Here is a 22,554-nt window from a genome sequence, read left to right as displayed (position 1 = left end):
GTTCGGGCAGGCTTTTACCACGAGCTCCCGCCGCTGACCAATGCGGCACGATTGTGCCAGCGATCCGTTCGAGGTCTATTCGGGCTGCCCGTTGCCAGACAGAATCTGTGCTGCGCCCCTGATGGCGACACGGAAAGCCTCGTCGAAGCTGACACCGCGCACCTGCCAGATGTAAGTCTTGCCGGCCATGGCCAGCCGCCAGTCGGCGATCCAGCCCAGTTCCTTGTCGCTCCAGACGAGACTGCCGGAAAGCGCGTGGTCGGCGCCGGCCTTCTTCGCGAGTGTGTCGAGCTTCGTCATCTCGGCATTGCGAAGCGCCTGATCGTCCAATCCGGCCTGCGCCAACTGCGCCGCCGTGAGAAAAGCCACCTGCATGGCCAGCGGTACGGCGGCATTGCCGAACGATTCCCGCATCGGCATGCCACGGTCGTCATCGGCAGCGAGCGCATAATGCATCGTTCCGCGCTCGGTCGCCAAAAACACCGCCAGTCGTGGCCGCGCGGTCAGCCATGGCCTGCTGCCGAGCGAAGCAAGCACCGGGTCGATCACTTCAGGCTTGTACTGGCAGTAAAGGTTGTGAGGCCGGTCGTAGGTGCCCTGGTCGTCATGGTTGGGAATGCCTTCCATGCGGTCGCGATAGCGGAAGCTGGCGACGAAGCTGCCGGCCTTGTCGCGCAATGCCGTCATTTCAGGTTTCGCCGACAGGCGCTGATCGCCGGAGACCCGCGTCAGAACCGCGTCGAGACAGCGCCTGAAGCCGGACTGACGGTTCTTCTCGTACTTACCGTTGACGATGGTCTGCGAACTGTAGAGGTCTTCCAAAGCCTCCGCCAAGACCGGGTGAACAGCCAAGCAGATGCTCAGCCCAATTGCCACCGGCGCAAGGCGTGAAAATCGAGTCATAATCAATCGTCCCGTTCGAAGACCCGCCAGAGCTGCGCTGCATGAACTCTATCCAGTTTTTCAGCATTGCACCTCGATTTTTAGCACTGGCTCCTGGTCCGGGCCAGAGCTTGCACCGGTGTGCTCGCCATTGACGCACCCATGCGCCACGCTTTAGCACTTCAGTCCCGGCGGCCGGGAGAGGGATTCTTCACGATGGATTTTGGCGGAGGCGACGAGATCCGCTTCGAACATCTGGGCCGGGCCGGCGTTGTCACCTTGACGCGGCCGCAGGCGCTCAATGCGCTGACGCACCGCATGATCGGGGCGCTCGACGCTGCTCTTTCCGCCTGGGAGGTCGACCAGGGCATCGACGTCGTCGTCGTCAAGGCAGAGGGCAGGGCCTTTTCGGCCGGCGGCGATATCCTGCATGTCTATGAGACAGGCCGGGCGGGAAAACCGCCTGTCGAGTTCTTCGCCGATGAATATCGCCTCAACGCTCGCATCAACAGTTTCAAGAAACCTTACGTCGCCCTGATCGACGGCATCGTCATGGGCGGTGGTGTCGGCATCTCCTTCCACGGCTCGCACCGGGTGATGACCGAGAATGCCCAGTTTGCCATGCCGGAAGTCGGCATCGGCTTCTTTCCGGATGTCGGCGCCAGCCACCTGCTGCCCGATCTCGGCGGCTCCTTCGGTATGTATCTGGCGCTGACCGGCAATCGCATCCGCTATGGCGATGCGCTGTGGTCGGGGCTTGCCACCCATACCATCAAGGCCGAGGACCAGGCTGGCTTCCTCGACCGGCTGGCGTTGACCGGCGATCCGGAATCGGTGCTGCGCGGCTTCTTCGTGCAGGCAAGGCGAGAAACCGACAGACCGACGCTGGAGGCGATAGTTCGCCATTTTTCGCAGCCGTCCCTGAACCGCGTCATCGACAGCCTCGAGCGTGCGGCGGATGCCGATGAGTTCGCGGCAAAGACACTGGCGACGATCCGCACCCGTTCGCCGACCAGCCTGCGCGTCGCCTGGCGGCAGATCAGCGCCGGACTGACGCTGTCCATGGAAGCCTGCATGAAGATGGAGTTCCGCATCCTCAACCGGATGCTCGCCGGCCATGATTTCTACGAAGGCATCCGCGCTGCCATCATCGACAAGGGCTCGAAGCCGCAATGGCGGCCGGCAAGCCTCGCTGCGGTCAGCGAAGCGGATGTCGATGCCTATTTCGCTCCGCTCGGCGAACGGGAACTCTTGATATGAGCGAGGTGACCTCAAGGCGCGTCGTGCTGCAGCCCTCCGGGGTGGAGGTGATCTTCGCCTGGTTCCAGCGCGTCATATCAGGCTACTGCCTGCTGTTCGGCATTCTCTACTGGATCAAGCTGATCGGCTTTTATCCGGGCACACTGTGGCGTTTCGACCTGATGCCCGTGCACTGGCAGGTCGCGGCGGTGGTGCTCGCCGTGTTCTTTCCCTTTGCCGCTGCCGGCCTGTGGATGCTGGCGTCCTGGGGCCCGGTGATCTGGTTCATTTGCGCGGTGACCGAGACGGTCATGTATGCCGGCTTTCCCGAGCTCTTCGGCCACCGCTTGCTGATTGTCGTCTCGCATGCGGCGGTGGCGGTGCTCTACATCGTCTTTCGCGTCCTCATCTACCTGCAGAAGCGCCCGGTCCGCCACTAAGCCGTTGAACCCATTGTCGGCCCGGCTGTCGCCTCGCACGAGCCCCGCAATCGTTGCCGAAATCTTTAGGTTAATTATCCTTGCTCGGGTGACCGTTCGTTAAGCCTCTTCCGAAACCTCTTACCGGTAAGCTCTTGTTAGCCCTAGCGTTTAAGTCGAATTTTATGAGTATTCGATAGTGTCGCGATCAAGGTGAAAAACAAAAAATCACCAGGGCGACAAACGAGAGGCAAAGACAATGATCAATTCGCGTCCGGCGGCGAAGACCGCCAACGTATCCGACGATCGCCGCGAGGCTATCCGTTCCCTGTACATGGAATCGCTGCAGCTCGTTGAGCGGCTGCACCGCCGCCTGCTTGATGTGATCAAGGACGAATTCGACCGCAACGGCCGTTCCGACATCAATGCCATCCAGGCGCTGCTGCTGTTCAACATCGGCAACTCCGAGCTGACCGCCGGTGAGCTGCGCTCGCGTGGCTACTATCTCGGCTCCAACGTCTCCTACAATCTGAAGAAGCTGGTCGATCTCGGCTTCATCAACCACCAGCGCTCGCGCATCGACCGCCGTTCGGTCCGTGTCTCGCTGACGCCGAAGGGCAACGAGGTGGCCGAGGTCGTCGCCGGCCTTTACGAGCGTCATGTCGGCTCGATCGAACAGGTCGGCGGCATCAACACCGACGAGTTCAAGCAGATGAACCGCGCTTTGCAGCGGCTCGACCGCTTCTGGAACGACACCATCGCCTACCGGATGTAAGGCGCAGAGATCCGGCCCGCGCCACAGAAGCGCGGCCGAAATATCGACCTTCAGTCAGGGCCGGTACCGCAAGGCATCGGCCTTTTCTTTTTCCTGATCCAAAGCCCAAATATCCGGCCATGTATGCTTTCGCTGCAGCAGCGAGCCCTGTGACGACAACGACCCGATAGTGACGCTTGCCGACAAAGCAACGGAGATGTGGGTGGTCCGCTGCACGTTGGACAAGGTTCAGAAGATCAGCCACCTGGATGTCGTCATCCTGGATATGACGTGTACGGATGGCGAGAGCACAGACAAGAGGCGGGAGCTGCTGCTCAAGCTGGAGGACAACAAAGTCCTGCGCCATCCCAGCATTTCCTACGCTACCGCCAGCATGAGGTGTTGCAACGCTGTTCGGAATTGAAGGCGCAGCCAGTCCGGGTCCAAAGGTTGAAACCCCACACTGAGGGATCGTGAGGATAGGCAGCGCGTCTCGTGGAGCGTCCGAACCGCCGCCTGCTTGACGCGATCAAGGACGCTGATCGATACCGAAAAAGCACGGGCCTTTCATTTCGCTGCGTCGCCCGATGCAAATCGCGGGCCAAGGCCACGTTGCCGCCATATTCCAGTGGAACCGAGAGGGCCAGTGATGCTGGTGTGAAGACCATGCGTTCACCCGCAATCCGTATCGCGCCTGGGCGCTGTCACACCAAGGTGATGCGGAGCATGGTTGGCTAATTGTTAAGATTGCCAATTTTACAGTGCGGGCGAGATCGCCCGGTGATCAACGCAGCAAGTGATCGAACTGCTACCAATGTCTGGAACGTCCATGAGAACCAGCCGTCGTTTTTTCCTCTCCGGAGCCTCCGCGCTCGCAGCCGCGATGGTCGCCGGCGGCGCCAATGCGCAGGATGTGATCGGTGATATTCTGAAATCCTCGGCGCGCGGCAATTGGGACGACCAGTTCGACGCCCGCGCCAGCGAGGGCGGCAAGGTGGCCTCGACGCTGCCGATCTTCAGCCCTCAGACCGTCGCCTTCACGGAGCAGGCGGTCGGGCAATACCAGAACATTGTCGGGCAGGGTGGCTGGGTCGAGGTTCCCGCGACCAAGAAGCTGCAGCTCGGCGTCGATGATCCCGATGTGGTGCCGTTGCGCAAGCGGCTGATGGTTTCCGGCGACCTGTCGCAAAGCGCCGGCATTTCGACGGCTTTCGATTCCTATGTCGACTCGGCGGTCAAGCGCTTCCAACTGCGTCACGGCCTGCCGGCTGATGGCTCGATGGGCAAATACACCTATGCGGCGATGAACGTTTCGGCGCAGATCAGGCTTGGCCAGTTGCAGACCAATCTGCAGCGGCTGCGCGAGAAGGCCGGCACGCTGGGCAGCCGCTACGTGCTGGTCGACATTCCGGCAGCCCAGGTCGAAGCGGTCGAGAACGACCGCGTCGTGCTTCGCCACACCGCGATCGTCGGCAAGATCGACCGGCAGACGCCGATCGTCAATTCCAAGATCAACGAGATCATCGTTAATCCATACTGGAACGCGCCGGTCTCGATCGTGCGCAAGGACATCATTCCGCTGATGCGGAAAAATCCCGATTATCTCAAGAACAGCCACATCCGCCTGTTCGCGCCGGATGGCAGCGAAGTCGATCCGATGAATGTGGACTGGTCGACCGACGACGCCGCCAAGTACCGGTTCCGCCAGGATCCCGGCTCAGAAAACGCCATGGCTTCGGTGAAGATCAATTTCCCGAGCCCTGACGGCGTCTACATGCACGACACGCCGCAGCAGAGCCTGTTCGGCAAGATGTTGCGTTTCGATTCCTCGGGCTGCGTGCGCGTGCAGAATGTGCGCGACCTCGTCACCTGGATACTGCGCGACACGCCCGGCTGGGACCGTCAGCATTTCGAGGCGGCGATCAAGACTGGTGAAAACACGCCGATCCAGGTCACCAATCCGGTGCCTGTCCACTTTCTCTATCTCTCGGCCTGGTCGACCGGTCCGGGTGTCGTGCAGTTCCGCGACGACGTCTACGCGCTTGACGGCAACAACGAGCTGCAGATCACGTCTGCGCTATAAACATTTGATTCTTATATTAAAAGGGCCGCCTCTCAGGGCGGCCTTTTTCATTGATTGGGTGCCGCAGCGTTTTTCACGGGACGGGCGGCTGGACGGATCGGCCGGCTTTGCGCATGGTCGGCGGGAAAGCCTGGAACCGGACCATGGAAGTCGCCGTCTTCATTCTGGTCGTGCTTGTCTTCGTGGCGCTTTCCGGCGCTCTGGTTCGCCTGGTGCGGGTGCCGTTGCCGGTGCTGCAGATTGCGATCGGTGCCGCGCTCGCCTGGCCGGTGCGCGGCATCCATGTCGAGATCAATCCGGAACTGTTCCTGCTGGTGTTCATTCCGCCGCTGCTGTTCGGCGATGCCTATGGTGCACCGAAGCGTGAACTGATGGCGCTGCGTGGACCGATCCTGGATCTGGCCATAGGGCTGGTCTTCTTCACCATCGTCGGCTTCGGCTACGCCTTGCATTGGCTGGTGCCGAGCATCCCTTTGGTGGTCGCTTTTGCGCTTGCCGCGGTGCTGTCGCCGACCGACGCGGTGGCGGTGTCCTCGATCGTCGACAGGAATGTCGTCCCGGCGCGGCTGATGCACATTCTTGAAGGCGAGTCGCTGCTCAACGATGCGTCGGGGCTGGTTATGTTCCGCTTTGCCGTCGCAGCTGTGCTAACCGGCAGCTTTTCCCTTGCCGCGGCTTCGCTCAGTTTTCTCTATGCCGCGGCGATCGGCATCCTGATCGGCGTGGCGGCGCTGTTCGTTGCCGCCAAGCTGCTGCAATTGCTCAACCGGATCGGCGGCGTGCCGGCCGAGGCGCAGGTGCTGGTGATGGTCCTGCTGCCCTTCATCGCCTATCTCGGCGCCGAGCATGTTGGAGCTTCGGGTGTTTTGGCGGCTGTTACCGCCGGCCTGCTCACCGGCGGCTCCGGCGTGTTTCGCTTCCTCGGCGTCTCGGCGCGCATGCAGACGATGTCGCTGTGGACGACGCTTTCCTTCGTTTTCAACGGTGCTCTCTTCATCGTGCTCGGCCTGCAGCTTCCCGACATCATCCGCCGTGTGCCGCCGGAACTCATGAGCCTGCATCCGATCATCCAGCCGATCGCGACCGTCATTGCGCTGACGCTGTGCCTGATCGCGCTGCGCTTCCTGTGGATCTGGGTTGGCGAGCTCGCGGCCGGCATCGCCGCGCGTCTGGGCAAGCGCAAGGTGGAGCCGTTCGGGCTGCGCGTGCGACTTGCCGGTTCGATGGCCGGCGTGCGCGGCGCCATTACGCTGGCCGGCATATTGTCGCTGCCGCTCGCCATGCCGGACGGCTCGCCGTTTCCGGCGCGCGACCTGGTCATTTTCCTGGCCGCCGGCGTCATCATCTGTTCGCTGGTCTTCGCCAGCCTCGCTCTGCCGACGATCGCCAGGGGCCTGGTCGAGCCCGGTGAGGATGCCGGCGCCGCCGAGGAGCGCCTGGCGCGTGTCGGCGCCGCCAAGGCCGCAATCGCGCGCATCGAGAGCATTGCCGGAGCCGCTGATGATGAGGGAGGCGAGGTGCCCGGCGCCAGGCTTGCCGCCGCCGATAATATCGTCGCTGGTTACCGGCGCCGCATCGCCGCCTCGGACGAAGCCGATGAGGCCCGCGCTGAGGCGCGCGAAGCCGGAAGGCTGGAACTCGAATTGAGATTTGCGGGCATCGAAGCCGAGCGCGAGGCCGTGCGCGCCATGTTTCGCAGCGGCGAGATCAACGACCATACGTCGCAGGCGCTGTTTGCCGAGATCACGCTCACCGAGGCCTTGCTGAAAGGCCGGAAGGCGAGGAAATAGCGACCCGCCGGCCTGGCTGGCGCAATCCGGCCAGCAAATTTCGCGCCGCAAACGTGGCGGGGCGAAAACAACTGTGTTAATGGCGCGGCAAATGCAAGTCGCCCAAAAGTGTGCAGCGGTTTTGGAACTACGACTTGCATAAATCGAAAATTGCCCCCGAACCCCGAGGATTTCCATGGCAACAGCAGCGGCAGTGTCGAACAAATTCGAATCCTTCTTCGAAACCACGCTGGCCGATGCCGATCCGGAGATTTTCGGCGCTATCCGCAACGAACTCGGCCGCCAGCGCCACGAGATCGAGCTGATCGCCTCGGAAAACATCGTTTCCCGCGCCGTGCTTGAAGCGCAGGGCTCGATCATGACCAACAAATACGCCGAGGGCTATCCGGGCAAGCGCTACTATGGCGGCTGCCAGTTCGTCGACGTGGCCGAGGAACTGGCCATCGAGCGCGCCAAGAAGCTGTTCGGCTGCAACTTCGCCAACGTCCAGCCGAATTCCGGCAGCCAGATGAACCAGGCGGTTTTCCTGGCGCTCTTGCAGCCGGGCGACACTTTCATGGGCCTCGACCTCAATTCCGGCGGCCATCTGACCCACGGTTCGCCTGTCAACATGAGCGGCAAATGGTTCAAGGTCGTGTCCTATGGCGTGCGCCAGGACGACCATCTGCTCGACATGGACGCCATCGAGAAGACCGCGCATGAGACCAAGCCGAAGCTGATCCTGGCCGGTGGCACCGCCTATTCGCGCGTCTGGGACTGGAAGCGTTTTCGCGAGATCGCCGACGCGGTCGGCGCCTATCTGATGGTCGACATGGCGCACATCGCCGGCCTGGTCGCCGGCGGCGTGCATCCGTCGCCGCTGCCGCATGCCCATGTCGTGACCACCACGACACATAAGTCGCTGCGCGGCCCGCGCGGCGGCATGATCCTGTGCAATGACGAGGACATCGCCAAGAAGATGAATTCGGCGGTGTTCCCCGGTCTGCAGGGCGGCCCGCTGATGCATGTCATCGCCGCCAAGGCTGTCGCCTTCGGCGAAGCGCTGAAGCCGAGCTTCAAGGTCTATGCCGAGAGCGTCGCCGCCAATGCCAAGGCGCTTGCCTCCAGTCTCAAGGAAACTGGGCTCGACATCGTCTCCGGCGGCACCGACAACCATCTGATGCTGGTCGACCTCAGGCCCAAGAACGCCACCGGCAAGCGCGCCGAGGCGGCGCTCGGCCGTGCCAACATCACCTGCAACAAGAACGGCATCCCGTTCGATCCGGAAAAGCCTTTCGTCACCTCGGGCGTTCGTCTCGGCACCCCGGCCGGCACCACGCGCGGCTTCGGTCAGGCCGAATTCCGCGAGATCGGCAAGCTGATCGCCGAAGTGCTGGATGGTCTCAAGGTCGCCAATTCCGACGAGGGCAACGCCGCTGTCGAAGCAGCGGTCAAGGCCAAGGTCGTGGCGCTGACCGATCGCTTCCCGCTCTATCCCTATCTCGGCTGACGCGATAGGAAGTCTTGCCGCCTGCTGCAACGACAAGCGTCGTTTCAGCAGGCCGGGGCGACCGGCAGGAGCCTTGATGATGCGACCATTTCGTTTCGCCGACCTTGGCGCCGTTGGCGCTCTGGCTGCTTTGATCGCCGTGCCTTTCCCCGGCATCGCCTTGGCGCAAACCGCCCCTGCTCAAGCCGCGCCTGCGCAACCCGCACCTCAGGCTGAGCCCGCGGCGCCAGCCCAGGCCGCACCCAAGCTCGAAACCTTTGGCAGATGGTCGACCCTGGTCGACGAGGTCGACACCGGTGAGGATCTGCGCAAGACCTGCGCGGCCTCGACCGCCTTTATCGGCGCTGGCGGCGAGAGCGGCGTTCTGACGCTCATCATCACGAATGGCGATGCACTGCCGCCGGATGCCTACCCGTCCATAACGATCGCCGTCGACAACAAGGCCTTGCCGGCCGGCAAGTCGGTTGCCGCCACCTTCGGCGACGACAAGGGTCGCGTCACTGCCAAGCTCCATTCCGATGGCGCCGTCAACGGCCGGCTTAGCTGGACCGTGGATAACCAGGCCAAGACCAGCCTGGCGCTCCTGCGCGCCATGCGCCGGGCATCGGTGCTTGATGTTTCCTTCGGCGATGCGCCGGTGGGAAGCATATCCATGGACGGCTTCACCAAGGCCTATCGCAGTCTCGGCGCATCGTGCGGGTTTCCGACCGCCGACGTTGCTCCCTGAGGACATCGGTACGCTGTGCGGCTGCCTGGCGAGGCTGGCAATCCTGCTTGCGCCTCGCTATCTCTGAAGGGCGAGGGGCTGTTGGCGACACTTTGCCATCGCTGCAAAAACCTCTAAGCCTTTCGCTTCACCAGATTCGCCAACCAAAGGCTTCTCCATGCGCTGTCCCTATTGCCAGTCGGAAGATACGCAGGTGAAGGATTCGCGCCCCGCCGAGGATGGCGCGGCGATCCGCAGGCGGCGCGTCTGCCCCGATTGCGGGGGCCGCTTCACCACCTTCGAGCGCGTGCAGTTGCGCGACCTCGTGGTGGTCAAGAAATCGGGCCGCAAAGTGCCGTTCGACCGCGACAAGCTGCTGCGCTCGGTGGAGATCGCCGTTCGCAAGCGCAATGTCGACCCCGAGCGCATCGACCGCGCGGTGACCGGCATCGTGCGCCAACTCGAAAGTTCCGGCGAGACGGAAGTGGCCTCCGGTGAGGTTGGCCGGCTGGTCATGGAAGCGCTGAAATCGCTCGACGATGTCGCCTATGTCCGTTTCGCCTCGGTCTACCGCAATTTTCGCGAGGCCAAGGATTTCCACGAATTGCTGGGCGAGCTCAAGGGAGACGAAATCAAGGGTGAAGAGGAAGCCAGCTGAGCATGACTGCAAGCCAACAGGCCGCCCTTGATCGCCGCTTCATGGCGGCGGCACTCAGACTGTCGCGAAAAAATGCCGGGCGCACCGCGACCAACCCGTCCGTCGGCACGCTGATCGTGCGCGATGACGGCAACGGTCCGATGATCGTCGCCACCGGCGTCACCGCTGTCGGCGGCCGTCCGCATGCCGAGACCGAGGCCCTGACCGAGGCCGGCGACCTCGCGCGCGGCGCCACCGCCTACGTCACGCTGGAGCCTTGCGCCCATCACGGCCGCACGCCGCCTTGCGCCAATGCACTGGTCAATGCCGGCGTTGCGCGCGTCGTCGGTGCTGCCAGCGATCCCGATTCGCGCGTGTCCGGCAAGGGCTACGCAATCCTGCGTGCCGCCGGTGTCGAGGTGGTCGAGAAGGTGCTGGCCGAGCAAGCCTCCGAGCAGATGGCCGGCTATTTGATCCGATCATTGAGAAAACGCCCGGAAGTGATTCTCAAGCTTGCGCTTTCCAGCGACGGCAAGATCGGTCGGGAAGGCGAGGGACAGGTGTCGATCACCGGCGATATAGCACGCCGCGAAGTATATCTGATGCGGGCCGAGGCGGACGCCATACTGGTTGGTATCGGCACGGCCCTTGAGGATGATCCGGCTCTGACGGTGCGTTTGCCGGGGCTGGAGAACCGTTCGCCTGCCCGCATCGTGCTCGACCGCCAGATCCGGTTGCCGGAGGCTTCGAAACTGGTTTCGGGCGTCGACCGGGTGCCGCTCTATGTCGCCGCTTGCCTGGAGGCCGATCCGCTGCGGCGGGCAGCGCTCGAACGCGCTGGCGTCCGCTTCATCGGCACCGAGACGCATGAGGGCGGCATCGCGCTGCCGGAACTGCTCGAGGACCTGGCCGCGCTCGGCATGGCCAGCGTGCTGGTCGAGGGCGGCGCCAAGGTGGCGAGCGCTTTCCTGGCCGATGAACTGGTCGACCGCATCGTGCTGTTCCACGGGCCGGAATCGATCGGCGACGACAGCATTGCATCGCCGATCGACGCCGACCATATGCCGGCAGGTTTTCGCAAGCTTCGCGAGATGCGTTTCGGCGAAGACAGCTACGCCGAGTGGATAAGAGACCTTTAGGGGCCAACACCGATGTTTACCGGAATTGTCACCGATGTCGGCACTGTCGCTTCCGTCAAACCTCTGAGGGAAGGGGTGGGTTTGCGCATCGACACCGCCTATGACCCGCAGACCATCGCCATCGGGGCCTCGATCTCGTGCGGCGGCGTCTGCCTGACAGTCACCGCCTTGCCCGACAGCGGCTCGAACGCGCGCTGGTTCGAGGTTGAAGCATGGGAAGAGGCGCTCAGGCTGACGACGGCGATGGTCTGGAAGTCGGGCACGCGGATCAATCTGGAACGGGCGCTGAAGGTCGGCGACGAACTCGGCGGCCACATCGTTTCGGGCCATGTCGACGGCATGGCAGAAATCGTCCAGCGCAAGGACGAGGGCGACGCGGTGCGCTTCACGCTGGAGGCGCCGCGCGACCTGGCGAAGTTTATCGCGCCCAAGGGGTCGGTTGCGCTCGACGGCACCTCGCTCACCGTCAACAAGGTCGAAGGCACGCGCTTCGACGTGCTTCTGATCCACCATTCGCTGACCGTGACCACCTGGGGCGAGCGCCAGGTCGGCGACCGCGTCAATCTCGAGATCGATACCATGGCCCGCTACGCGGCGCGGCTGGTGGAGACCGCGAAAGGGGGGCTTTGAGTGTGTCAGCCGCCTCCGTCTCGATCTCGACTTAATCAGTTTTAATCGCTATGATTAAGCTTGATGTGAGGCTCAGATGATACAATGGATACAAAAGTAATCACCGCTCACGTTCCGCTTCCGCTGGCAGAAAAGGTAGATCAGTTGGCTGCTCGCCTTGAGCGCCCGCGCGGCTGGATCGTCAAACAAGCTCTATCCGCGTGGGTGGATTTGGAGGAGGAGCGCCGACGGCTCACGCTTGAAGCAATGGCCGATGTCGACGCAGGACGTGTCATCGATCACCAGGCCGTGCAGGCGTGGGCTGAGAGTCTTGGTACCGACAAGCCACTGCCGGTGCCTCGTTGATGGAATTGAAATGGACCGACAAGGCTCTGTCCGACTTGGTCCGGCTCCATAATTTTCTCGCGCCAGCAAATGGCCCGGCGGCTGCACGTGCAGTGCAGTCGCTTACTACCGCACCGGTGCGGCTAGTCGAGTATCCGCGCATCGGTGAGAAACTAGAAGAATTCGAGCCACGAGAAGTGCGCCGCATTTTGGTAGGCAGCTACGAAATTCGTTATGAAATACAGAACACGACAATTTCCGTGTTGCGCCTGTGGCATACGCGAGAGGATCGATAGCGCGAGCGTCCATCCCGCAATCTTCCGCTTGCGATCAAACCGGCTTCGGCCTAAGTCACCGGCAACTCCCCGGAGACTTTTATGGCTGGTACATCCCAACACGGCAAAGCCTTCATGCGTCCGAAGGCGAAGGCGCATCTGCTCATTGTCGAAGCGCGCTTTCACGACGACCTTGCCGACGCGCTGCTCGACGGCGCGACAAGCGCGCTCGATGAAGCGGGCGCGACTTACGACGTCATCACCGTTCCAGGTTCGCTCGAGATCCCCGCGGTGATCACCTTCGCGCTGGACGGCGCGACTGAAGGCGGCACACATTATGACGGCTTTGTCGCGCTCGGCACCGTCGTCCGCGGCGACACCTATCATTTCGACATCGTCGCCAATGAATCCAGCCGCGCGCTCATGGATTTGAGCGTGCAGGACTCGGTCTGCATCGGCAACGGCATCCTCACCACCGAGAATGACGCCCAGGCCTGGACTCGCGCCAAGCGCTCGGAAGGCGACAAGGGCGGCTTTGCCGCGCGTGCGGCGCTGACCATGATTGCCCTCAAGGAACAACTGGGAGCGCGATCGTGAGCGAACCCGCTTCGCCCGGCCAGCCCGCAATGCGCCACGCCAACAAGCGCGGCGCTGCCCGTCTTGCCGCCGTGCAGGCGCTCTATCAGATGGATGTCGCCGGTAGTGGCGTCTTCGAGATCACCGCCGAATACGAGGCCTTTCGTCTCGGCAAGGAAGTCGACGGCGCGCTCTATCGCGAGGCCGATGCGCAATGGTTTCGTGCTATCCTGGCGGGTGTCGTCGAGAACCAGAAGACCATCGATCCGATCATCCGCCAGGCGCTGACCGAGGACTGGCCGCTGTCGCGGCTCGATTCGACGCTGCGCGCCATTCTGCGTGCCGGCGTCTACGAGTTGATGAAGCGCGAGGATGTCCCCGTCGCGGTCATCGTCTCCGAATATGTCGACATTGCCAAGGCCTTCTACGAGGAGGACGAGCCGAAGCTGGTCAATGCCGTGCTCGACCGCGTGTCTCGCCGGGTGCGTGGCGAGGGGCGCGGCAAGGACGCATCATGACGGCCATCGCCCTCGAGGCCGGTCAGGAGGCGCGCCGCACCGCTTTGATCCTCGCCGCCTCGCAGGCGATCATCGGCTCGGCCGCTCCCATCGCCATTTCCGTGGGGGCGCTGGCCGGGCAATATCTGCTTGGTCCCGACAAATCATTGGCGACAGCGCCGATCACCGGCTTCAACATCGGCGTGGCGCTCGGCGCGCTGCCTGCAGCGGCCATCATCCGCAGAATGGGCCAGCGCGGCGGCTTCATGACCGGAACCGTCGTCACGGCGCTTGGCGGCCTCGTCGCCACGCTTGCGCTTTTTCAAGGCAGCTTTTGGCTGTTTGCCTTCGGCTTGCTCACGATCGGTGTCGGCGGCGCCTTCGTCCAGCAGTTCCGCTTCGCCGCCGCCGACAACGCACCGCCGGAATTCAAGGCGCGCGCCATCTCCTTCGTGCTGGCCGGTGGTATCGTCACCGCCATCCTCGGGCCGCAGATTGTCATCTTCACCCGCGAAATGTTGGCGCCGGTCATGTTTGCCGGTTCCTTCGTCTCCATCCTGCCGCTGGCTGCCGTCGGCGCCATCATCCTGTCGTTCCTGCGGCTGCCGGCGAAAGCATCCGGCAGAGTGGAGATCGTCGACAGCGACGCCAGGCCACTGGCTGAAATCGTCACGCAGCCGCGTTTCGTCGCCGCGCTTTTCTGCGCGGTCGGCAGCTATGCGCTGATGAGCTTCGTCATGACGGGCGCACCGCTGGCCATGGTCGGTTGCGGCCTGTCGGAGAACGACGCGACGCTCGGCATCTCCTGGCACGTCATGGCGATGTTCGCGCCAAGCTTCTTCACCGGCTCGCTGATCCATCGCTTCGGCGCCGAACGCATTGTGGCCACCGGCCTGATCCTGCTCATCGGCTGCGCCATTGTCGCTCTGTCGGGCCTGGCGCTGTGGCAGTTCTGGACGTCGCTGATCCTGCTAGGCCTTGGCTGGAACTTCGGCTTCATTGGCGCCACCGCCATGGTGGCGGCCAGCTACCACCCGTCCGAAAAGGGCAAGGTGCAGGGCTTCCACGACTTCGTCCTGTTCGGATCCGTCGCCTGCGCGTCGCTGATGTCGGGCATGGTCTACAACGCCTGGGGCTGGACGATGCTCAACTGGATGATCTTTCCGGTCGCCGCACTTTGCTTCGTGGCACTCGGCGCGCTGAAGATCACAAGCTTGCGGCCGGCTTGACGCCAATTTGAAAGTTATGCGTCCGGCGGCAGGACCTGAAGCACCCGCGCTATGAACATATGGAACTCAGCCATATAATTGCGCAGGAAGTCTTCGGTGGATTCAACCGTCACCTCGCCCTCATCCGTGATCAGCCCCGGCGTGAACTGGATATAGGCTTCGGGCGCATTCATCTGCGGCGAGTTGCAGAAACTCAGAACGCTGCGCAGGCTTTGTTGGGCGACGGCGGTCGCGATGGCGCCCGGCGATGTTCCGATGACGGCGGACGGTTTGCGCGCGAACGAATTCTTGCCGTAGGGGCGACTGGCCCAGTCGATTGCGTTCTTCAGTCCGCCGGGTATCGAGCGGTTATACTCCGGGGTGACGAACAGCACGGCCTGGACGGAGGCGATCTCCTTTTTGAAGGCCTGGGCGGCCGGTGGGAAATTGGCATCATAGTCGTAACTGTAGAGCGGCAGATCCTTGAACCCGATTTCCGTCATTTCGAGCTCGGGAGGGGCAAGTTGAACGAGCGCCTTCGCGAGCTTGCGGTTGATGGATTCCCGGGCAAGGCTGCCGATGAGATAACCGACTTTGTGTATGGCCATGACACGCTCTCCCTGTTTGCCGCCCATCCCTCGCCGCATTATTCACCCGATGGCGGCTGATCGCCAGCCCGCCGTTGCCGCCGCGCCGAAATCGGCGCGTCTGGAACAAAAATATTGCGCTGATCCCCCTTCTTATGAAACCGTATGCCCCGACTGGCCGTTGAAGCCATGCTCATATGCGCCCACCGCATTTCGGTTCACAGCAAGGGGTTTTCACAATGTTTTCAGTCAAGTTTCTGGCCGGCGCGGCATTGGCGCTCGGCATCACGGTGGCTTCCGCCAATGCCCAGGTGGTTGTCTCTTCGAAGATCGACACCGAGGGTGGCGTGCTCGGCAACATCATCCAGCTCGTCCTCAACGCCAACAACATCAAGACATCTGACCGTATCCAGCTCGGCGGCACGCCGGTGGTGCGCAAGGCCATTACCGCCGGCGAGATCGACATCTATCCCGAATACACCGGCAACGCCGCCTTCTTCTTCGAGAAGGCCGACGATCCGGTCTGGAAAGATGCCGCCAAGGCCTATGAGACGGCCAAGAAGCTCGACTATGACGCCAACAAGATCGTCTGGCTGTCGCCGTCGCCCGCCAACAACACCTGGGCGATCGCGCTGCGCAAGGAGGTTGCCGAGACCAACAAGCTCGCCACGCTCACCGACTTCGGCAAATATGTCGCCGGCGGTGGTCAGGTGGTGCTGGCGGCTTCCGCCGAATTCGTCAACTCGGCTGCCGCCCTGCCGGCCTTCCAGACCACTTATGGCTTCACGCTGAAGCCTGAGCAGCTGATCACCCTCTCGGGCGGCGACACCGCGGCAACCATCGCCGCAGCCGCCAACCAGACCAATGGCGCCAATGCAGCCATGGTCTACGGCACCGATGGCGGCATCGCACCGTCCGGGCTCGTCGTGCTCGACGACGACAAGGGCGTGCAGCCGGTCTACCAGCCGGCGCCGATCATCCGCGAAGCGGTGCTGAAGGAACATCCCGAGATCGAGACGCTGCTGAAGCCGGTCTTCGCCAAGCTCGACCTTGTCACGCTGCAGGAGCTGAACGGTCGCGTGCAGGTCGGCGGCGAGCCGGTCAAGGGCGTCGCCGAAGACTTCCTGAAAAAGAACGGCTTCCTGAAGTAGGACGATTCCGGCGCGCCGCTTTCGTGGCGCGCCGGGTCGACTGACGGGGGAGGGCGTGAACATCCGATTCGACAAGCTGGGCGTGGTCATTGCCGCGATATCAGCTTACGTGGCTTTTGCCGCGCCCTTTGCCACATTCCGCGCCAACCGCATTGTCCCCGGCCAGGCGCGCTCGATTCTCGAGGCGCTGCCGGCAACCACCGGGACGCTGCTGCTCGCTATCATTGTCGTTGCCGCACTCATTGCTCTGTTCAAAACACCGCTTGTACTGCGCCTTGCCGCCAGCGTGGCGGCGCTTGCCGCGCTCGCGCTGCTGATCGGCGTCGCCGGAACATTTCTCACGCCGGCGGGCAACACCTTTGCCCGGATTTCGCCAGCCTCGGGCTTTTGGATTCTGATCTTTGCCTTCACGCTTTTGCTCGCCGATGTGCTGACACGCCTGAACCTGTCGCCATTGGCACGGGTTGGCGTGCTTGTGGCTTCAGCTTTGGCGATCGGGCTGCTGTTGATTTCGGGAACCTGGGACAATCTGTCGATCCTGAAGGAATATTTCAACCGCGCCGACAGTTTCTGGGTGGAGGGCTCCAAGCATGTGACGCTGGCGCTCGGTTCGCTGGCGGCCGCGGTGATCGTCGGCCTGCCGCTCGGTATCCTGTGCCATCGCGTCGACAATCTGCGGGCCGGGGTTCTCAACGTGCTCAACATCATCCAGACCATTCCCTCGATCGCGCTGTTCGGCCTGCTGATCGCGCCGCTCGGCTGGGTGGCCACGCATGTGCCAGGGGCTGCCGCGCTCGGCATTCGTGGCATCGGCACCGCACCCGCCTTCGTCGCGCTGTTCCTCTATTCGCTGCTGCCGGTGGTGGCCAACACCGTGGTCGGTCTCGCCGGCGTGCCGCGCGCGGCCAACGACGCGGCACGCGGCATGGGCATGACCGACAGGCAGCGCCTGTTCGGCGTCGAGTTTCCGCTGGCTTTTCCTGTCATCCTCACCGGCATCCGCATCGTTCTGGTGCAGAACATTGGCCTCGCCACCATTGCCGCGCTGATCGGCGGCGGCGGTTTCGGCGTTTTTGTCTTCCAGGGTGTGGGCCAGACGGCGATGGACCTTGTGCTGCTCGGCGCGGTGCCAACGGTCGCACTCGCCTTTGCCGCCGCCATCATCCTCGATGCGGTGATCGAAATGACCGCCACCAGGCGCAGGGTTGAAACGGCATGATCGAGATCGAAGGCATTACCAAGCGCTATGACGCGACGACCGTGGTCGATGACGTTTCGATGGTCATCGAGCCGCGCACCATCGCCGTCATTGTCGGCACGTCCGGTTCCGGCAAGACGACGCTGCTGCGCATGATCAACCGGCTGGTCGAGCCGACCTCGGGCATCATCAAGCTCGATGGCGCCGACAACCGCTCGCTGCCCGGCTACGAGCTGCGCCGCAGCATCGGCTACGCCATCCAGGGCCACGGCCTGTTTCCACATCGCACGGTGGCACAGAACATTGCCACCGTGCCGGTGCTGCTTGGTTGGGACAAGGACCGTATCAAGGCCCGGGTCGACGAATTGATGACGCTCTATCAGCTTGACCCCGAAGCCTTCGGGCCGCGCTATCCGCACGAACTGTCCGGCGGCCAGCAGCAGCGCGTCGGCGTTGCCCGCGCACTCGCCGCCGAGCCCAACGTGCTGTTGATGGACGAACCGTTCGGCGCCCTCGACCCGATCATCCGCACCAAGGCGCAGGAAGATCTGCTGGCGATCCAGAAGCGCTTCGGCACCACCATCATCCTCGTCACGCACGACATGGAAGAGGCCGTGCATATGGGCGACAAGATCGCGGTCATGGATGCCGGCAAGCTGGTGCAATACGCCAAGCCGGCCGAGATCCTGGCAAAGCCGGCAAGCGCCTTCGTCGAGACCCTGGTTGGCGCCAGCGAGAGGCCGTTCCGGTTGCTGTCGCTAGGCCGGGTCCGCGATGCCGTGGAGAAAGGCTCCGCCGAAGGCGAGGCAATCCCCGGCGATGCCAGCCAGCGCGACGCGCTGGCCGAATTGTTGTGGTCGGGTCGGCCGGCGCTGCCGGTCACAGGCGCCGACGGCAAGCCGATTGGCCGCGTCACGGTCGACGGCCTGGTGAAACGCGCGGCGAGGCCGGCATGAAGGCCTGGCTTCCATCGCTGCTCAGGCTGGCTTTGGTGGTGCTGCTCGTGGCCTTCGTCACCAATCCCGGCTGGTTCGAGCCGCTGCTGAAGCCGCTGACCGAAAACAATGCGCCGGTGATCTACAACCAAGGCAGCCTGCTGACGCTGACATTGCTGCATTTGCGCACGGTTCTGATCGCCACCGTGGCGGCAACCATCGTTGCGGTGGCGCTTGCCATCCTGGTCACCAGGCCCGCCGGCGCCGAATTCCTGCCGCTGTCGCGCAGCCTGGTCAACATCGGCCAGACCTTTCCGCCGGTGGCGGTGCTGGCACTTGCCGTGCCGGCCGTCGGCTTCGGCGAGAAGCCGACGCTGATCGCGCTGTTTCTCTACGGCCTGTTGCCGATCTTCGAAAATGCACTGACCGGCCTGACGACGCTGCCTGCCAATGTCGTCGAGGCGGCGCGCGGCGCCGGCATGACCGGTTGGCAAAGGCTCACCAAGGTCGAGCTGCCGCTCAGCGCCCCGATCATTCTGGGTGGCATCAGGCTGTCGGTGGTGATCAGCCTTGCCACCGCCACTATCGGTTCGACTGTGGCGGCCAAGACGCTCGGCGAAGTGATCATCGCCGGACTGTTGTCCAACAATCTCGCCTTCATCTTGCAGGGCGGCCTGATCGTGGCAGCCCTTGCCGTGCTGATCTATGACGGTCTGTCGGCGGTCGAGCGCTACACGGCGCGCCGTATGGGCCGGGAGGCGGAGTAGCCGCGTCCCGCGTCAGGGCCAATTTCAATCGATCTAATAGGGGCGTGCCGACGGCGGTCGTCGCTTGGCCCGAACCATTTGGGCGAAAGCCGGGCAAAAACCGAACAATATCTTGACGTTCGCAGCCCTGTTTCGCATACACCGATGCGAAGAGGCGGATTCCGTGCACGGAGTCCAGTCTTTGTCTCAACGGCCCAGGGAGGGGTTCTTTTGGGCCATCAATCGAGGAAAATCCGGCAATGACAATTATTTCCGCCGTCATCGCCTGCGGCCTGCTTTCAATCCTTTACGCCATCTGGGCGACACGTTCGGTCCTTGCGGCCGATCAGGGCAATGCACGCATGCAGGAAATCTCCGCGGCTATCCGCGAGGGCGCACAAGCCTATCTGGCGCGTCAGTACACCACCATCGCCATCGTTGGCGTCGTCGTCCTCGTACTCGCTTGGTGGTTGCTGTCCATCACCGCCGCGATCGGCTTCCTGATCGGAGCGGTGCTTTCGGGCGCTGCCGGCTTCATCGGCATGCATGTCTCCGTTCGCGCCAACGTTCGCACGGCGCAGGCCGCATCGAACAGCCTCGCTGCCGGCCTCGACATCGCTTTCAAATCGGGCGCCATCACCGGCATGCTGGTTGCTGGCCTGGCCCTGCTCGGCGTGTCGATCTACTACCTCATCCTGACCCACTTCATGGGCCTCCAGCCCAATGACCGTATCGTCATCGACTCGCTGGTCTCGCTCGGCTTCGGCGCATCGCTGATCTCGATCTTCGCCCGTCTCGGCGGCGGCATCTTCACCAAGGGCGCCGACGTCGGCGGCGATCTCGTCGGCAAGGTCGAAGCCGGTATTCCCGAAGATGATCCGCGCAACCCGGCCACCATCGCCGACAATGTCGGCGACAATGTCGGCGACTGCGCCGGCATGGCCGCCGACCTGTTCGAAACCTATGCGGTGACCGTCGTCGCCACCATGGTTCTGGCTGCCATCTTCTTTGGCGGTACCGCCGTTCTGGGTGCGGCCATGCTTTATCCGCTCGCTATCTGCGGCGCCTGCATCCTGACCTCCATCGTCGGCACCTTCTTCGTCAAGCTCGGTTCCAACGGCTCAATCATGGGCGCACTCTACAAGGGCCTGATCGTCACCGGCCTCTTGTCCATTGTCGGCCTCGGCGTTGCCACCCAGGTCACCCTCGGCTGGGGCGAGATCGGCACGGTCGCCGGCATCGTCATTACCGGCAAGAACCTGTTCATCTGCGGCCTCGTCGGCCTCGTGGTGACCGGTCTCATCGTCGTCATCACCGAATACTACACCGGCACCAACAAGCGCCCGGTCAACTCCATCGCCCAGGCGTCGGTCACCGGTCACGGCACCAACGTCATCCAGGGCCTTGCGGTCTCGCTGGAATCGACGGCGCTGCCGGCGATCGTCATCGTCGGCGGCATCATCTCGACCTATCAGCTCGCCGGCCTCTTCGGTACGGCGATCGCGGTCACGACGATGCTCGGCCTTGCCGGCATGATCGTTGCGCTCGACGCCTTCGGCCCGGTCACCGACAATGCCGGCGGCATTGCCGAAATGGCTGGCCTGCCCAAGGAAGTGCGCCAGTCCACCGACGCGCTCGACGCGGTCGGCAACACCACCAAGGCGGTGACCAAGGGCTACGCGATCGGCTCCGCCGGTCTCGGCGCACTGGTGCTGTTTGCCGCCTACTCGAACGACCTGAAGTTCTTTGCCGCCAATGGCGACAAATATCCCTACTTCCAGGGCATGGGAGAGATCTCCTTCGATCTCTCCAACCCCTACGTCGTCGCCGGCCTGATCTTCGGCGGCCTGATCCCGTACCTGTTCGGCGGCATCGCCATGACGGCTGTCGGCCGTGCGGCGGGTGCCATCGTCGAGGAAGTGCGCAAGCAGTTCCGCGAGGATCCGGGCATCATGGCCGGTACCTCCAAGCCGAATTATGCCCGCGCGGTCGACCTTCTGACCAAGGCGGCAATCAGGGAAATGATCATCCCGTCGCTGCTGCCGGTTCTGGCGCCGCTCGTCGTCTATTTCGGCGTGCTGCTCATCTCTGGCTCGAAGGCGTCCGCCTTTGCCGCCCTTGGTGCCTCGCTGCTCGGCGTCATCGTCAATGGCTTGTTCGTCGCCATCTCGATGACCTCCGGCGGCGGTGCCTGGGACAACGCCAAGAAGTCCTTCGAAGACGGCTTTGTCGACAAGGACGGCGTCAAGCATCTCAAGGGTTCCGAGGCGCACAAGGCTTCGGTGACCGGCGACACGGTCGGCGATCCCTACAAGGACACGGCTGGCCCGGCCGTCAACCCGGCGATCAAGATCACCAATATCGTCGCGCTCTTGCTGCTGGCCGTGCTCGCGCACGGCTGATCGAGGCTTCAGCCCGAAAAAGCCCGCGGGAGCGATCCCGCGGGTTTTTGTTGAGCAGTGTCATGCCGACGTGTCAACAAGCCGATCTCCGCCTTTTATGGGGTTAATGCGTCGGCATCTCATCTACCCGGCTTGGGTTTCGACGGCTTAAGCACCTCAGACATACCGGGACCTTGCCCGAAGCGTGGCCACAACAAAAACCCGCAGGATCGCTCCCGCGGGTTTTTGGTCGCCTGAGATGATGAGGCTTCCGGAATGGAAGCCGAAGGAATTAGACGCCGCCGCCTGGAACGCTGGGTGCCAGCTTGCTGGCACCGTTGATGATCTGGCTGAGGAAGTTCTGGTCCTTGCCGCCGGTCGGTGTGGTGCGCGAGATGAAGTCGAACATCTTGCCGTCCTTCATCCCGTAATTGGCGATCTGGGTGACGCGGCCATCGGCGCCGAAATAGACCGCCAGCACATGCTGGTCAATGAGCCGCGGCTTGTCGAAGGCGACGTAGCGCTTGCGCGTCTGCGAAATGTAATAGAAGGCCTCGTTGTCGAAGGTCGCGGTCGTCGACGGCGTGCCGAGCGCCAGAAGCACCTGCTCGCGGCTCGAACCGACCGGCACCAGGTCGATTGCCTGCTGGTCTATGACGTAACCTTGCGTCAGCGTCTCACTCGGGCTGAGGTCGCCGATCATCTTGGAGGTGTGGCAGGCGGACAGTGCCGAAACGATCACCAGCAGCGAGATCGCGCCGGCGGGCCTGGACGAGAAGGTCGACTTGAAATTCAGCGCGCGCAACAACAACTCCATTAGCTGGCCGCAACTTGCGCTGGGCCGCGAAACCGGTAAACCAGCTTGCTTGCCGATGCAACAAGCCCACTTCAACAAACGGTCCCCAGGA

The 22,554-nt window shown here is 63.0% G+C and carries 24 protein-coding genes; 21 read left to right on the top strand and 3 right to left on the bottom strand.

Annotated elements, in window-relative coordinates; genetic code table 11:
- Positions 1–75 precede the first annotated feature (75 nt).
- Positions 76–852 (bottom strand): DUF2066 domain-containing protein, encoded by a 777-nt coding sequence (locus LB558_RS01875; protein WP_224695915.1) that lies wholly within the window; start codon positions 850–852, stop codon positions 76–78.
- 246 nt (positions 853–1,098) lie between these two features.
- On the opposite strand from LB558_RS01875, the gene LB558_RS01870 reads away from it, so the two are divergent.
- The 16 genes from LB558_RS01870 (at position 1,099) to LB558_RS01795 (ending at position 14,669) form a co-directional block, all read left to right on the top strand.
- The gene (locus LB558_RS01870) at positions 1,099–2,142 is read left to right on the top strand and encodes an enoyl-CoA hydratase/isomerase family protein (protein WP_224695913.1); all 1,044 of its coding nucleotides are present in this window, start codon (positions 1,099–1,101) and stop codon (positions 2,140–2,142) included.
- Positions 2,139–2,561, top strand: a complete 423-nt coding sequence (locus tag LB558_RS01865; protein ID WP_224695912.1) for a DUF6163 family protein — start codon at positions 2,139–2,141, stop codon at positions 2,559–2,561. Before LB558_RS01870 ends, LB558_RS01865 begins: the two co-directional genes overlap by 4 nt.
- Before the next feature lie 238 nt (positions 2,562–2,799).
- Positions 2,800–3,315, top strand: coding sequence for a transcriptional regulator LdtR (ldtR, locus tag LB558_RS01860; RefSeq protein ID WP_008875359.1), 516 nt, complete (start codon positions 2,800–2,802; stop codon positions 3,313–3,315).
- A 169-nt stretch (positions 3,316–3,484) separates the two neighbouring features.
- Positions 3,485–3,718: a hypothetical protein gene (locus LB558_RS01855; RefSeq protein ID WP_224695910.1), complete on the top strand. Its 234-nt coding sequence runs from the start codon at positions 3,485–3,487 to the stop codon at positions 3,716–3,718.
- 405 nt (positions 3,719–4,123) lie between these two features.
- Complete coding sequence (locus LB558_RS01850; protein WP_224695909.1) at positions 4,124–5,377, top strand: L,D-transpeptidase family protein; 1,254 nt, start codon at positions 4,124–4,126, stop codon at positions 5,375–5,377.
- A 143-nt stretch (positions 5,378–5,520) separates the two neighbouring features.
- Positions 5,521–7,167, top strand: coding sequence for a Na+/H+ antiporter (locus LB558_RS01845; RefSeq protein WP_224695907.1), 1,647 nt, complete (start codon positions 5,521–5,523; stop codon positions 7,165–7,167).
- 175 nt (positions 7,168–7,342) lie between these two features.
- On the top strand, positions 7,343–8,656 hold the full coding sequence (gene glyA / locus LB558_RS01840; RefSeq protein ID WP_013532252.1) for a serine hydroxymethyltransferase: 1,314 nt from the start codon (positions 7,343–7,345) through the stop codon (positions 8,654–8,656).
- A gap of 76 nt (positions 8,657–8,732) precedes the next feature.
- Positions 8,733–9,383, top strand: coding sequence for a hypothetical protein (locus LB558_RS01835; RefSeq protein ID WP_224695906.1), 651 nt, complete (start codon positions 8,733–8,735; stop codon positions 9,381–9,383).
- Positions 9,384–9,540: 157 nt separating this feature from the next.
- Positions 9,541–10,020: a transcriptional regulator NrdR gene (gene nrdR, locus LB558_RS01830; protein ID WP_023810227.1), complete on the top strand. Its 480-nt coding sequence runs from the start codon at positions 9,541–9,543 to the stop codon at positions 10,018–10,020.
- 2 nt (positions 10,021–10,022) lie between these two features.
- The gene (ribD, locus tag LB558_RS01825; RefSeq protein ID WP_224695904.1) at positions 10,023–11,138 is read left to right on the top strand and encodes a bifunctional diaminohydroxyphosphoribosylaminopyrimidine deaminase/5-amino-6-(5-phosphoribosylamino)uracil reductase RibD; all 1,116 of its coding nucleotides are present in this window, start codon (positions 10,023–10,025) and stop codon (positions 11,136–11,138) included.
- Positions 11,139–11,150: 12 nt separating this feature from the next.
- Entirely contained in the window at positions 11,151–11,768 is a 618-nt protein-coding gene (locus LB558_RS01820) for a riboflavin synthase (protein ID WP_224695902.1), read from the top strand.
- A gap of 84 nt (positions 11,769–11,852) precedes the next feature.
- The gene (locus LB558_RS01815) at positions 11,853–12,113 is read left to right on the top strand and encodes a CopG family ribbon-helix-helix protein (protein ID WP_013532247.1); all 261 of its coding nucleotides are present in this window, start codon (positions 11,853–11,855) and stop codon (positions 12,111–12,113) included.
- The gene (locus LB558_RS01810; RefSeq protein WP_224696217.1) at positions 12,113–12,388 is read left to right on the top strand and encodes a type II toxin-antitoxin system RelE/ParE family toxin; all 276 of its coding nucleotides are present in this window, start codon (positions 12,113–12,115) and stop codon (positions 12,386–12,388) included. The genes LB558_RS01815 and LB558_RS01810 overlap by 1 nt, the downstream gene beginning before the upstream one ends.
- Before the next feature lie 81 nt (positions 12,389–12,469).
- Positions 12,470–12,964: a 6,7-dimethyl-8-ribityllumazine synthase gene (ribH, locus tag LB558_RS01805; protein WP_224695901.1), complete on the top strand. Its 495-nt coding sequence runs from the start codon at positions 12,470–12,472 to the stop codon at positions 12,962–12,964.
- Positions 12,961–13,461, top strand: a complete 501-nt coding sequence (nusB, locus tag LB558_RS01800; RefSeq protein WP_013532244.1) for a transcription antitermination factor NusB — start codon at positions 12,961–12,963, stop codon at positions 13,459–13,461. The genes ribH and nusB overlap by 4 nt, the downstream gene beginning before the upstream one ends.
- A complete protein-coding gene (locus tag LB558_RS01795) occupies positions 13,458–14,669 on the top strand; it encodes an MFS transporter (RefSeq protein ID WP_224695899.1) in 1,212 nt (403 codons plus the stop codon). Before nusB ends, LB558_RS01795 begins: the two co-directional genes overlap by 4 nt.
- 14 nt (positions 14,670–14,683) lie before the next feature.
- Here the strand turns inward: LB558_RS01795 and LB558_RS01790 are convergent, their stop codons facing one another.
- A complete protein-coding gene (locus LB558_RS01790; RefSeq protein WP_224696216.1) occupies positions 14,684–15,256 on the bottom strand; it encodes an NADPH-dependent FMN reductase in 573 nt (190 codons plus the stop codon).
- Between the two features lie 218 nt (positions 15,257–15,474).
- On the opposite strand from LB558_RS01790, the gene LB558_RS01785 reads away from it, so the two are divergent.
- The 5 genes from LB558_RS01785 (at position 15,475) to LB558_RS01765 (ending at position 21,667) form a co-directional block, all read left to right on the top strand.
- Complete coding sequence (locus LB558_RS01785; protein ID WP_127322450.1) at positions 15,475–16,386, top strand: ABC transporter substrate-binding protein; 912 nt, start codon at positions 15,475–15,477, stop codon at positions 16,384–16,386.
- Between the two features lie 55 nt (positions 16,387–16,441).
- A complete protein-coding gene (locus tag LB558_RS01780; RefSeq protein ID WP_224695897.1) occupies positions 16,442–17,605 on the top strand; it encodes an ABC transporter permease in 1,164 nt (387 codons plus the stop codon).
- Complete coding sequence (locus LB558_RS01775; protein ID WP_224695895.1) at positions 17,602–18,540, top strand: ABC transporter ATP-binding protein; 939 nt, start codon at positions 17,602–17,604, stop codon at positions 18,538–18,540. Before LB558_RS01780 ends, LB558_RS01775 begins: the two co-directional genes overlap by 4 nt.
- Positions 18,537–19,286, top strand: coding sequence for an ABC transporter permease (locus tag LB558_RS01770; RefSeq protein ID WP_224695894.1), 750 nt, complete (start codon positions 18,537–18,539; stop codon positions 19,284–19,286). Before LB558_RS01775 ends, LB558_RS01770 begins: the two co-directional genes overlap by 4 nt.
- 239 nt (positions 19,287–19,525) lie before the next feature.
- Positions 19,526–21,667 (top strand): sodium-translocating pyrophosphatase, encoded by a 2,142-nt coding sequence (locus tag LB558_RS01765; protein WP_224695892.1) that lies wholly within the window; start codon positions 19,526–19,528, stop codon positions 21,665–21,667.
- Between the two features lie 271 nt (positions 21,668–21,938).
- Here LB558_RS01765 and LB558_RS01760 read toward each other — a convergent pair whose 3' ends face one another.
- On the bottom strand, positions 21,939–22,451 hold the full coding sequence (locus tag LB558_RS01760) for an outer membrane protein assembly factor BamE (RefSeq protein ID WP_224695891.1): 513 nt from the start codon (positions 22,449–22,451) through the stop codon (positions 21,939–21,941).
- Positions 22,452–22,554: the final 103 nt, after the last annotated feature.

This window comes from Mesorhizobium sp. CO1-1-8 (assembly GCF_020164875.1).
In the GTDB taxonomy this organism is placed as follows: Bacteria; Pseudomonadota; Alphaproteobacteria; order Rhizobiales; family Rhizobiaceae; genus Mesorhizobium.
This window is presented reverse-complemented; position numbering and strand designations above follow the sequence as displayed.